Genomic DNA, 13,084 nt, shown 5'->3' on the forward strand with positions numbered 1-13,084 from the left:
CCCACGCCCAACCCGGGCCGACCGCGAGCGTGACGCCCGTGGCGGAGCCCACGCAGAGCGAGTTCGCCCCCACCACGATGCGCGTGCGCAAGCGCAACGGCACGGCCGAGCCGGTGGACCTGAACAAGATTGTCCGCGCGGTGGGCAAGAGCTGCATGGGGCTGTCCCGCGTGGACGTGATGCGCGTGGCCACGAAGACCATCTCCGGCCTCTACGACGGCGCGACGACGCGCGAGCTGGACAGCCTCTCCATCCAGACGGCCGCCGCCCTCATCGTCGAGGAGCCCGAGTACGCGCGCCTGTCCGCGCGCCTGTTGGCCACCTTCATCCAGAAGGAGGTCAGCAACCAGGACATCCACTCCTTCAGCCAGTCCGTCGCCGCCGGCCACAAGCACGGCCTCATCGCGGACCGGCTGCTCCAGTTCGTCCAGGCCAACGCGCGCAAGCTCAACGCGGCCATCGACCCGTCGCGCAACGACTTGTTCGAGTACTTCGGCCTGCGCACCGTCTACGACCGCTATCTGCTGAAGAACCCGCAGACGCGCGAGGTGCTGGAGACGCCGCAGGAGTTCTTCCTCCGCGTCGCGTGCGCGCTGAGCGGCGACAACGCGAAGGAGGCCATCGAGCTGTACCGGCTGTTCAGCTCCCTGGAGTACCTGCCCAGCTCCCCCACCCTCTTCAACTCCGGCACCCGCCACGAGCAGCTCTCCAGCTGCTTCCTGCTGGACTCGCCGACGGACGAGCTGGACGCCATCTACCGGAAGTATTCGGACATCGCGATGCTGTCCAAGTTCTCCGGCGGCATCGGCGTGGGCTACCACCGCGTGCGCGCGCGCGGCTCGCTCATCCGCTCCACCAACGGCCACTCCAACGGCATCGTCCCCTGGCTGAAGACGCTGGATGCGTCCGTGGCGGCGGTGAACCAGGGCGGCAAGCGAAAGGGCGCCTGCTGCGTGTACCTGGAGACGTGGCACGCGGACATCGAGGACTTCCTCGAGCTGCGTGAGAACACCGGTGACGATGCGCGCCGCACGCACAACCTGAACCTGGCCAACTGGGTGCCGGACCTGTTCATGAAGCGGGTGGAGTCGGAGGGCGACTGGAGCCTGTTCGACCCCAAGGTGGTGCCGCACCTGACGGACCTGTTCGGCGAGGCGTTCGAGAAGGCCTACGTCGAGGCGGAAGGCTCCGGCCTGGCGATGCGCAAGGTGAAGGCGCGCGACCTCTACGCCAAGATGATGAAGACGCTGGCGCAGACGGGCAACGGCTGGATGACCTTCAAGGACATCAGCAACCGCAAGAGCAACCAGACGGGCCTGCCCGGCAACGTCATCCACCTGTCCAACCTGTGCACCGAAATCCTGGAGGTGACGAGCCAGGGTGAGACGGCGGTGTGCAACCTGGGCTCGCTGAACCTGGGCCGCCTGGTGGCGGACGGGAAGTTCGACTTCGAGCGCCTGCGCGCCAACGCCCAGCTCGCGATGAAGCAGCTGGACCGGGTCATCGACCTCAACTTCTACCCCATCCCCACGGCGGCGGACTCCAACCGCCGCTGGCGTCCGGTGGGCCTGGGCCTGATGGGCCTGCAGGACGTCTTCTTCCAGCTCCGGCTGCCGTTCGACGCCCCCGAGGCCCGCGCGCTGTCGCGGAAGATTTCGGAGGAGATCTACTTCGCGGCGCTGACCACGTCGTGCGAGATGGCCGAGCAGTTCGGCGCGCATCCTTCCTTCCCGGAGACGCGGGCGGCGAAGGGCGAGCTCCAGTTCGAGAGCTGGGGCGTGACGCCGGAGGACACGGCGCGCTGGGATGCGCTGCGCGCTCGCATCGTGAAGCACGGCCTGCGCAACTCGCTGATGATTGCGATTGCGCCCACCGCGACGATTGCGTCCATCGCCGGCTGCTACGAGTGCATCGAGCCGCAGGTGTCCAACCTGTTCAAGCGCGAGACGCTGTCGGGCGACTTCCTCCAGGTGAACCGCTACCTCGTCCGTGACCTCCAGGCGATTGGCATCTGGAACGAGGGCGTGCGCAATCGCATCAAGATGGCGGAAGGCAGCATCCAGGACCTGAATGAGCTGCCGGAGAACCTGCGCGCCATCTACCGGACCGCGTGGGAGCTGCCCATGCGCTCGCTCATCGACATGGCGGCCGACCGCGGCGCCTTCATCGACCAGAGCCAGTCGCTCAACCTCTTCGTGGAGACGCCAAACATCGGCAAGCTCTCCTCCATGTACTTCTACGCATGGCAGAAGGGGCTGAAGACGACGTATTACATGCGCTCCCGCCCGGCCACGCGCATCGCCAAGGCGACGGTGGGCAACAGCACCGCGAGTGCACCCGCGCCGTCCGCGCCCGCCCCTGTCGCGTCCGCCTCGCCGGTGACGGACGCCGAAGCGGTGGCGTGCTCGCTGGAGAACCCGGAAGCGTGCGAGGCGTGCCAGTAGAGAACTCCTGATTCACTGATTTTTTCGTCCTGGCGAGCACGCGTGAAAACGCGTGCTCGCTTTGTTGTTTTCAGGGGCTGTTGAGACGTGGGCGGATGGCCGGAGGAATCGCCGCGAGAGCCGCTTGGACGCGTTCGCGAGCATGGTAAGGATCGCGCCCATGCTGCTGGAACCCGGACTGAATCTGACGCTGCGACCGATGGCCTACCCGGTCTTCTTCGAGATGTATCGGAACGCCATCAAGAACACCTGGACGGTCGAGGAGGTCGACTTCTCCACGGACATCGTCGACCTCCGCTCGAAGATGACGGATGCGGAGAGACATCTCATCCACCGGCTGGTGGCCTTCTTCGCGACGGGCGACAGCATCGTCGGCAACAACCTGGTGCTGAACCTCTACAAGCACATCAACGCGCCCGAGGCGCGGATGTACCTGTCGCGTCAGCTCTATGAAGAGGCCCTGCACGTCCAGTTCTACCTGACGCTGCTGGACACCTACGTGCCGGACCAGGCCGAGCGCGCGAAGGCGTTCGCCGCCATCGACAACATCCCCTCCATCCAGCGCAAGGCGCGCTTCTGCATGAAGTGGATGGACAGCATCAACGGGCTGAACGAGCTGAAGACGAAGGAGGACCGCCGCGCCTTCCTGCTCAACCTCATCTGCTTCGCGGGCTGCATCGAAGGCCTCTTCTTCTTCGCGGCCTTCGCCTACGTGTACTTCCTGCGCAGCAAGGGCCTGCTCAACGGGCTCGCCGCCGGGACGAACTGGGTGTTCCGCGACGAGAGCGCGCACATGGCCTTCGCCTACGAGTGCATCACCGTGGCCCGCAAGGAGGAGCCGGACCTCTTCGACGCGAAGATGGAGCGCGACGTGGAGGCGATGCTGCGCGAGGCGGTGGAGTGCGAGACGCAGTTCGCCCAGGACCTCCTGAGCGGCGGCGTCGCGGGCCTCTCCGTGCAGGAGATGCGAGGCTACCTGGAGTACACGGCGGACCAGCGGCTGCAGATGCTGGGGCTGACGCCGGTGTTCCGCACGAAGAACCCGCTGTCCTTCATGGACCTGCAGGACGTGCAGGAGCTCACCAACTTCTTCGAGCGCCGCGTGTCCGCCTACCAGGTCGCCGTGGGAGTGGGCGCGGCCAACGACGTGGTGCTCGACGCCACGTTCTGAAGTCCCCGGGCGGGCCCTCTTTCATGGGCTCGCCCTCCGTGTCACGCGGACGACTCGTCCCGGTAGAAGGTGGCGGCGATTTCCCTCTCGCCCCACCGCCCGGAAGCCGAGCGGTTCGAACCTCTCCCTAAGGACTTCCCCTGAGGAAGACGCGTTGCGCGCGTTTGACGCCGCCCGTGTCCTCGCCCGTCCTGTCGGCAGACGCGGTTGGTGGGAAACACTCTCCACGTACGAAGGTCCCGGCTGACAATCTTTGCCTCGACTTTCGCTGACCCGCCAAACCAGACTCCCGCCCACTCCAAGCCCACCCATCCAATGGACGCACGTCGCGTCTGGGCTCTGGGGAAGAAACCGACTCCGCCAGGTCTTCTGGCCATATGGAATCCCAGCACGCGCCGCGCGCGGTCCGCGGCGGTGTCTGCATTGGCCATGCGGCGCCCCCTTGACGGAGTGGGGACGCCGACGGCGGAGCTTCACGCGAAACACGGGGGCGGACAATGGCAGACAGCACCGGAAGACTGACGGACCAGTTCAGCGTCGACAAGGACGGTGGCACCTCCTATGCCTTCGAGCTCAAGGTCCCCCCGGGCACGGCGGGCCTCGCTCCCGCCCTGGGCATCGCCTACAACAGCGGTGGCGGCGACGGGCTGCTCGGCGTCGGGTGGGGCCTGAGCGGGCTGTCCTCCATCACCCGCGCGGGCCGCACCGTCGCGCAGGACGGCCGGCACGGTTCCGTCAATTATGACCTGGACGACCGCTTCACCCTGGATGGACAGCGATTGATGGCCGTCTCGGGCGCCTACGGGCAACCCCAGACAACCTATTCCACGGAAATCCAGACGTGGCGGAAGGTGACCCCGCACTACCCTTCGGGGTGGGACTCTCAGCGAGGCCCCCAGTCCTTCACCGTCCTCACCCGGGATGGACAGACATGGGAATACGGGGCGACCGTGGACTCGCGCGTCCCCGCGTCCAGCACCGTGCCCTCCATCCGCCTCTGGTCCCTCAACCGCGTCACGGACCGTCACGGCAACTTCATGACGGTGACGTACGAGCTCGACGCGCAGAACAACGCCCACTATCCGAAGGTCATCGAATACACGGACAACGTCAAAAGCCCCATCGCGAAGAAGCGGCAGGTCCGCTTCGGCTACACGAACCGGCAGGACGTCACCACGGCCTATGTGGGCGGCCACCCCGTCCGCATGGCCCGGCTGCTCTCGCAGGTGCAGACCTTCGTCGATGACGTCCTCGTCCGCACGTATCGGTTCGACTTCCAGCCCAGCAAGTCCACCCGGCGTCCCCTGCTCCAGTCGGTTGCCACGGACGCGCGGGACACCTCCCTGCCCCGCACCACCTTCGCATGGCAGGGCCAGGCCGAAAGCGAGCCCACCGTCTTCCAACCCTCGCGCTCGCTGGGCAAGAACATGCCCGGAGGGCTGCGCATCCCCATGGACGTCAGCGGCAACGGCCTCACGGACGTGCTGCACGCCTACCACGTCAGCCAGCAGCTCCGGCTGGACCTCTACCTGTCCACCCGCAACGGGCTGGAGGGCCCCCATCCGGTGGACCTGGGCGGCGCGTCGATGGTGTGGGGCGGCACCTTCTGCCCGCTCGACGTGGACGCCGACGGCCACATGGACCTGCTCTACGCGGCCAACAACGGCGGCAGGCTGGGGTTGACGCTCTTCAAGGCCACCGAGCGCAACGGCCGCTGGACGCTGGTACGCGAAGGCGCCGTGCATGGGGCGGGGCCCGACAGCCTCCTGTGGGGAGGACGGCTGCACTCGCTGGATGTCGACGGCGATGGCCGCACGGACCTGGTCTACGCCACCAACAACGCGGCCCAGCTCAAGCTGGACGTCCTGTACTCCAATGGCAGGACCTTCGCGCCCTCCTCCCACGGCCCCACGACGACGACGCTCCCCTTCGGCGGGCACCTGATGCCCCTGGACGTCGACGGCAACGGACAGACGGACCTGGTCCACGCCTCCAACGACGGGGGCTTCCTCAAGCTCACCTGGCTGCGCGCGGACGCCGAGCGCAAGGGATTCCAACAACAGAGCACACCCCTCTTGCCCTCCGGCACCCGCGTGCCCTGGGGTGGCAGCCTCATCCCCATCCACCTGAATGGCGACGGGCAGGTGGATCTCCTCAATCCCTATACAGACGGCACCACCCTTCACCTGCGAGCCCTGCACAACACGGGCAAGGGCTTCGTCCTCCAGGACCTGGGGAGCACCGGGCTCAAGTACGGCGCCACCATTCCCCAGCTCATGCCCGCCGACGTCACCGGCAGCGGGAAGGACGACCTGGTCATCGTCGGGGAACACCAACGCGACGGCTCGTCGAACCCCAGCCGCGTCGCCGTGCTGCTCAACGAGGCCGGCACGCTGCGCTACCACGCGAAGGTGTCCCAGGTGCCCGCCTTTGTCGCGGTGGGCGAGTCCACCGCCGCGCTCGGAGTGACGGGCGTGGGCAAGGCGGACCTCCTCCACGTGGACGGCTCCGGCGCGGCCCACCTGCTCTCGGCGACCCCCGAGTACCCCGACCTGGTCTCCACCATCACCAACGGCCTGGGGGGCCGCTTCGAGCTGTCCTACAAGCCCCTCACCGACCCGGCTGTCTACACCCGCGAGCCACCGGGCCAGGAGCAGGTCGACACCCAGGCGCTCTTCAACAACCAGCTCCCCGGGGCGACGTATGCGCTGGCCGCCAATCCGGGCAGCCAGGCGGGCACGGTGGGCATGAGCTTCGCCTCCCGCAGCGTCCAGTACCCGCGCTACGTCGTGTCGGCCTACACACAGGTCTATTCGTCCACGCAGCGCTACTCCCACGGCTTCACGTACGCGGGGGCCCGGCTGAACCTCCAGGGACGGGGGTGGCTGGGCTTCGCGGCATGGAGCAAGTCGGACCCTCACACGGGCCCCGCGGGCGTGCTCACGGAGACGCGCTACCACCAGGAGTTCCCACGCACGTACGCGGTGCGGACGCAGACGGTGCGGCGCGCGTCGGACCGGGCCCTGATGGTCCGCTCCGAATACGACTACAGCACCCCGGCGAGCGCGGGGGTCTACCAGCTCCAGACCACCAGCGTGCGCAAGAAGCTCTACACCTTCGCCGCCACGGACACGCCGGACTGCGTGCGCATCAAGTCGTTCCAGTACGACGACTACGGCAACGCCACGTCCATCACCCAGAGCACCACCGGGGCCCCGTCCGCGCCCCTGCATACCCGGCAGACCTTCCAGAACGACGTGGAGAAGCACCGCTTCGGCTTCTTGAAGGAGCGCCGGCTCAGCGCCGACCCCGCGGGCAACGAGACGCTGCGCTGGGAGCGCATGAGTTTCGACGAGTCGACCTGGGACGTGAAGACCCACTCGCGCTGGAGCAGCGGGGACACGTGGCAGGTCTACTCGTACCAGTACGACGACTGGGGCAACCAGACGCGCATGGAGGACCCGGGCAAGGGCGCGGTGACGCACGTCTACGACGCCACCTGGCGCACCTTTCCGAGCAAACGCGTGCTCCCCGCCACGGCGTCGGGACGCGCGCTGGAGGTCGACTTCCAGTACGACGCCGCCACCGGCGTGCTCGTCTCCCAGACGCAACCCAATGGCGGCAGGGAGGTCCACCAGCATGACGGGCTGGGCCGCCCCGTGGAAACCCAGCGCGTGGGGCCGGGAGGCTCGCTCGTGGCGACCATGCGCTTCCAGCGCGGCCAGGACGCCACCGGCAAGCACCGCAAGACGCTGACGCGCCAGGAGTGGAATCGCGACGTCTGGGCGGTGAGGACGGAGTACGTGGACGGTTTCGGCCGCGTCACGCGAACGGTGAACCAGGGCATGGAGAGCGGCGGACTCGTGGGCCGCGCCATCCTGGAGGACACGGCGCTGGACGCGCATGACCAGCCCGTGGAGCAGTCGCTCCCCTACTTCAGCGGAGATACCCCCAAGCGGGCCCAGGCCCTGTCCTACGACGAATACGAGCGCGTGGTGCGCCGTGAGACGTCCGGCGCGGGCACCTCCCCCAACGTCACCGCCTACGAGTACCCGCGCGCCAACCGCGTCGTGCTCACCGAGGGCGCCACGTCCCCGGAGCCACGCACCCGGACGCTGACCCACGGCTTCCATGGAGACGCGCAGTGCCTGGACGAGCTGCAGGACAGCCGGGGCAACACCACCCGCTTCACCTACGACGCCGCGGGCCGACGCTTGAGCGCGACGGACCCCAAGGTGGACACCACGTTCTCCTACGACGGCCTGGACCGGCACTCCGCCATCACCACCCGCTCGGGTAGCACCACCTTCACGCGGGAGAGCTACGCGTACCAGGACGAGCAACGGCAGTGGACCCACACCGATGGCGCCGGACTGGTGACGACCTTCCGGCACGACGCGCTCCGGCGCATGGTGTCGAAGCAGGTGGGCAGCGAGCGGACGGACTACACCTACGATGAGCAGAGCAGTCCCCACTCGCTCGGGCTCCTGACGGGAGTCCAGTTGCCCGACGGGACGGCGTATGTGTATGGCCATGACACGGAGGGCAACACCACGTCCGTGAAGCTGACGCTGGAGGGCACGACGTATGTGCTGGGCCAGGACTTCACGCCCACGCGGCTGCTCTCCCGCATCGTCTACCCGGACGCCGCCCGGACGGAGGTGCTCTACCACCGCGACGCGCTCCAACGCCTGCTCAAGATGACCGAGGGCGCCAAGGAGCACCTGGTCCAGTCTGACTTCACCCCCACCGGCGCTCCAGCGGTGGCCCGGTATGGCAATGGCGTGAGGACGGCCTGGACGTACACGCCGGACGGCCACCTGTTGACCCAGGATGTCTTCAGCCAGGACGAGCGGCCCGTGGCGGCGAGCACCCTGGAGTGGGATGCCTTCTGGCAGGTGGGCGCAATCCGAGACAGGCTGGAGGCTCCCCAGAACCAGACGTTCACCTACGACACCCTGGGCCAATTGCTGAAGGCGCAGGGCGGCGGTTACGGGCTTCAGGAGTATGCCTATGACGGCGCCTGCAGCCTCACGCGCAAGGCGGGCCTCACGCTGGAGCGCACGGGCCATCAAATCTCTGGCGGCTTCTCCCCCTCCAGCTCGGACGCGCTGCACACGCGCTACGACGCCAACGGCAGCCTCGTCGAGCTGCGCTACCAGGGCCTCACCACCCACTTCGGCTACGACGGCGAGCGCCGGCTCCAGCAGGTGGGCGAGGTGCGCTTCTCCTATGACCAGGACGGACGGCGGCTGAAGAAGGCGGAGCCTGACCTCACCACGTACTACGTCGCGCCCTGCTACGAGGTGGTGGCCTTCTCCAATGGCGCGCGCCAGCACACGCGCTACCTGATGGATGGCGAGCAGCTCGTCGCGTCCGTCACCGTCGTGGAGTCGGGCACATCTCCCGGAGGACAGACGGGAGTGCCGGCACCGGGCACCCGCTACTTCCACGTCAACAACACGCGCAGCACCACGCTGGTGACGGACGAGCGGGGTCAGGTGGCGAGCGCCATGGATTACGACCCGTTCGGAACGCCACGCCTGCGCTCGGGCAGCGACGACTTCCGGCGGAAGTACTCCGGGCTGGAGCTGGACAGCACCGGGCTCTACTACGCGTCCTCGCGCTACTACAGCCCGCTCCTGGGAGGCTTCATCACCGCCGACACGCAGCTCGGCGCGCCCGAGGACCACATGGGGGCGTACAACCGCTACGCCTACGTCCTCAATGACCCGATGACGCTCATCGACCCGTCGGGCTTCGGCCTGTTCGGCAGCATCAAGAACTTCTTCACCAACACGCTGCCCGACTGGTTCTCCAAGAATTGGGAGCAGATTGTCTCCTACGCGGTGGACATCGCGCTCATCGCCGGAGGCATCGCGCTGTCGTTCGTCCCGGGCATGCAGGGAGTCGCCGCGTTCGCCGTGGGCATGGCGGTGGGAGGGCTGGTGGGCGCGGGCCTGGGAGGGCTCGCGTACAACATCAGCACCAACGCCACCGGCAAGGAGTTCAGCTGGGCGGACTGGGGAGCCCAGGTGGGCATCGGCGCGGCGGCGGGCGCCATCGCCGGAGGCTTCTCGGCGGTGGGGGAGCTGGCGGCGACAGGGCTCAACCTCGCGAGCCGGAGCCTGCTCAACGTTGGACTGAGGGCGGGCACGGACCTGATTGGCGGCGTGGTGTCCGGCATGGCCAGCCAGGTGATTGGCAACGCCGTGGCGGGCGCGCCCCTGGGCGCGGACCTCACGTTCGCCGCGGTGTTCGGCGGCGCGGCGGGGGCGCTGGGCAGCGTGGTGGCCTCTGGCGGCAAGGCCGCGCTCAGCCGCGTGGCCCGCTCGCTGGATGACCTGGATGGCCTGGCGGATGGCCTGCGCCGGGCGTCCTACAACGTCGCGGGAGGGCCGACGATGCAGCTCGAAATGGAGGGCATGCGCAAGCTCGTCGCGCTCACGCTGGGGGGAACCTTCGGCACGTCGCTCGGGTACACGTTCAGCTACCTGCACGCGGAGCAGTTCCTCCTGCCCGGGATGAAGTGAACCCGACGGACGTCATTCGCTGAGCCTGTTGTGGCCACGGCGGGTGGACCGTCGGGGCCTGGTTGCAGTTTCACGACGTGGAGGACATGCACATATGGAATCGACGACACGGACGAAACCAAGAATCCTCTTCACCGGGGCCGCGACAGGAAAGGACTTCAACGCGCTGAAGGACGTGGGTGAGGTCTCCGTCAAGAACGCCAAGGACGGCTTGGAGCACGCCGAGGTCCTCTGGGTCGATTGCGCGACGACGAAGCCCGACCAGTACGAGTCCCTGCTGCGCACCGCCCTGGACGCGGGAAAGATGCTGGTGCTCAGCCATCCCGACGCAGCGGCCCACCAGGCGCTTTCGGGCATCGTCGGGTGCCAGGTCGACGGCGAGGCCACGGCCCTGATGATTTCACGTGACATGGCCGCCGCCACCCCCTCCTGCTACTCCATCACCGCTCTCGGTGGCGCGGAGCACGTCGAAGACGCTCAGGTCCAGGAAGGGGGTGATGGCGACGGAGCGCCCTCCACTGGAAGGCCATCGGCGGCCACCCAAGCCAGACCGCCTGTCCTCGCGCGCGACGAAGAGGGCCCGCGACGCGACTGGGCTTCGCTGCTCGAATCGCACCGGACACGTACCCCGCGCTCGGTGGGAGGCCCTGGGCTGATTCCTCCCTCGGGCGTCATGTATGGGATGAGAACGCTGAACGGGAGTTTCAGCTCGCGCCTGACCAACTACGACGACTGGGCGGCTGCGAGCGGAAGAACCCAGGACATCGAGTATGGCTTCACCAGCTCGTTCTACGTGTACCGGGAGAATGGCAAGACGAGCGTCGACTACGTCGTCATCCGCGTCCAAGAAGCCACCTTCAGCCCCGGCACGTTCATGGTGAATGTCGACAATGCCAAGGGCTTCTGGCAGTTCGACCTGCATACAGAGTGCACCAACAACCGCAACGTGGCGTTGCTCAACAGCAGCCCGGGGACCACCAATGGCCCGGGAGTCGGCGCGCAGATCTCCATGCCCCTGCATGTGAAGTACGTCCAGGAGGGGAGCTGCGTCCCGAACTACTGGTCCGCGGCGCACGGCCCGACAGCACGCTCCATCGAGGCCTGGGCGCTCCTGAACCAGAGCAGCAACAGCTCCGGTGTCGCACGGTGGCGCGTCCACCACCGCGACTTCTGGAACTCCCAGAACGACCCGCCCGAGGACTTCGGTCGGTGGTGGTCCATGATGTACGACGGCGGCTACGGCGGTCGGGTCAAGACCTTGTCCTCGCTGGCCCGCAGCTCCTTCACCATCGAGACCGTCTCGGCCTGGCGCTTCAGCGCAAGCGTGGTGGCCTCCAACCCCAGCGTGACCTTCAGGGAAGCGCTGACCTACCGGCTCGCGGCGTTCGCGAATCCCAAGGGAACCGGGCGCAACCACAGGATTGCCTATCCCACTCGCTCGGGGAGCAATTCCATCAGCATCAACCTGGTGAGTGCGACGGACATCTCCAGCCCCTGCCGCTGACCCCGGCGCGGTGAACCCCTCCAGCGCCACGTGATAGACAGGGGGCACGCCCATGGAACGTGCCGCCCTGCTCTTCTGGCTCTGGATGCTCGCCTACGCCGTCACCGCCCTCTGGGCCTTGAGTCAGGCGGCGGTGGCCAGCTCGTTCGGCGTCAGGCCCACCCTGGTGAAGCTGGGCGCTGGCCCTCGCCTCATCACGTTGTCACTGGGCGGCATCCAGTGGGCCGTGCATCCGCTCATCCCCCTGGTCAGCGCCGTGCGCTTCGACGGACCGCCAGACGATGCATCCACGGAGGCCCCCGTGGAGAACCGCCTCCACCGGCTCCACGTCGTCTTGCACATGGCCACCATCCTCTTGCCCTGGGCCCTCCTCGTCGGGGTCGCCATGGCGTGCCTCGGCGCCGGCGAGGGAGTGCGCCAGTTCTTCACCGGCTTCACCGTCCCCTTCCAGTACTCGAGACTCCCCGGCCGCATCGACGGCTTCGTCGCCCTGCTGCGCGACGGAGAACTGCTCCGCGCCTGGGGCCTTGTGAGCGCCAAGGTGGCCGCCATCAACCTGTTGCCCATGCCCATCCTCGCGGGGGGCTCGCTGCTCGCGCTCCCCTGGCGGCACCAGCGCTCGCGTCTCCCCGTCTGGGCCGCGGGCCTGAACTTCGTGACGCTGCTCGTGCTCCTGCCCTGGGTCGGCTACTCCCTCTACCTGTTCGGCGCCGCCATCTTCCGCTGAAGGCAGCGACGTGGCGCCGGCTAGGAGCGCTCCTGGAGCGCCAGCCGTGCGCCCAGCGCGACGAAGACGCCCCCCGTCACCCGCTGCTGCCACGCAGCGAAGCGCGGGTTGCGCCGCAGCCAGCCTCCGAACGCGCCCGCCACGCCCGCGAGGAACGCGAGCCACAAGGTCCCCGTCACGTCGAACAAGAGCCCGAGCAGGACGAACTGCAGGCCCGGGGAGCCTCGCGTCGGGTCCACGAACTGCGGCAGGAAGGCCAGGAAGAACAAGGCCACCTTCGGGTTCAGCACGTTGGTGACGACACCGTCGCGGAAGATTCGCCACAGGCTCGCGGGCTGCAGTCCCCGCACCGCCTCCGGCCCTTGTTTGCTGAGCAGCATCCGCACGCCCATCCACACGAGGTAGAGCGCGCCCACCCACTTCACCACCAGGAAGGCCATGGCCGAGGTCGCCAGCAGCGCCGACAGTCCCAAGGCCGCCGCCGCGATGTGGAACAGGCAGCCGACGCAGATGCCCAGCGCGGAGACGAAGCCCGCGGCGCGACCCTGTCCCATGCTCCTGGCCAGCACATACATCGTGTCGGGCCCTGGCGTGAGGTTGAGGGCCAGTCCCGCGAGAAGAAAAGCCACCAGGCGCGTCGGCTCGAAGAGCATGTCGAAGGGCTTTCGTCGGGAAGGCACGGCCCCTTCCCACCCCTCGTATATC

General features: G+C 67.7%; 6 protein-coding genes. 5 read left to right on the forward strand and 1 reads right to left on the reverse strand.

Annotated features, from left to right (window positions below):
• Positions 1 to 77 precede the first annotated feature (77 nt).
• From HUW62_RS39990 to HUW62_RS40010, 5 genes are all read left to right on the forward strand, one after another.
• The gene (locus HUW62_RS39990) at positions 78 to 2,444 is read left to right on the forward strand and encodes a ribonucleoside-diphosphate reductase subunit alpha (RefSeq protein WP_176437415.1); all 2,367 of its coding nucleotides are present in this window, start codon (positions 78 to 80) and stop codon (positions 2,442 to 2,444) included.
• Between the two features lie 160 nt (positions 2,445 to 2,604).
• A complete protein-coding gene (locus tag HUW62_RS39995) occupies positions 2,605 to 3,615 on the forward strand; it encodes a ribonucleotide-diphosphate reductase subunit beta (protein ID WP_163862085.1) in 1,011 nt (336 codons plus the stop codon).
• 497 nt (positions 3,616 to 4,112) lie between these two features.
• The gene (locus HUW62_RS40000; RefSeq protein WP_176437413.1) at positions 4,113 to 10,148 is read left to right on the forward strand and encodes an FG-GAP-like repeat-containing protein; all 6,036 of its coding nucleotides are present in this window, start codon (positions 4,113 to 4,115) and stop codon (positions 10,146 to 10,148) included.
• A gap of 94 nt (positions 10,149 to 10,242) precedes the next feature.
• The gene (locus HUW62_RS40005; protein ID WP_163862077.1) at positions 10,243 to 11,652 is read left to right on the forward strand and encodes a hypothetical protein; all 1,410 of its coding nucleotides are present in this window, start codon (positions 10,243 to 10,245) and stop codon (positions 11,650 to 11,652) included.
• A 52-nt stretch (positions 11,653 to 11,704) separates the two neighbouring features.
• On the forward strand, positions 11,705 to 12,379 hold the full coding sequence (locus HUW62_RS40010) for a site-2 protease family protein (RefSeq protein WP_176437414.1): 675 nt from the start codon (positions 11,705 to 11,707) through the stop codon (positions 12,377 to 12,379).
• A 20-nt stretch (positions 12,380 to 12,399) separates the two neighbouring features.
• On the opposite strand, the gene HUW62_RS40015 is transcribed toward HUW62_RS40010, so the two are convergent.
• The coding region (locus HUW62_RS40015) for a LysE family translocator (protein WP_255203917.1) at positions 12,400 to 13,084 on the reverse strand (685 nt) is incomplete at its 5' end.

The sequence above is a fragment of the Myxococcus sp. AM011 genome (genome assembly GCF_013372595.1).
In the GTDB taxonomy this organism is placed as follows: domain Bacteria; phylum Myxococcota; class Myxococcia; order Myxococcales; family Myxococcaceae; genus Myxococcus; species Myxococcus eversor.

Excerpts from the sequence above, each read along its gene's own strand:
- HUW62_RS39990 (WP_176437415.1), top strand. The coding sequence starts at position 78 with ATGCGCGTGCGCAAGCGCAACGGCACGGCCGAGCCGGTGGACCTGAAC.
- HUW62_RS39995 (WP_163862085.1), top strand. The coding sequence starts at position 2,605 with ATGCTGCTGGAACCCGGACTGAATCTGACGCTGCGACCGATGGCCTAC.
- HUW62_RS40000 (WP_176437413.1), top strand. The coding sequence starts at position 4,113 with ATGGCAGACAGCACCGGAAGACTGACGGACCAGTTCAGCGTCGACAAG.
- HUW62_RS40005 (WP_163862077.1), top strand. The coding sequence starts at position 10,243 with ATGGAATCGACGACACGGACGAAACCAAGAATCCTCTTCACCGGGGCC.
- HUW62_RS40010 (WP_176437414.1), top strand. The coding sequence starts at position 11,705 with ATGGAACGTGCCGCCCTGCTCTTCTGGCTCTGGATGCTCGCCTACGCC.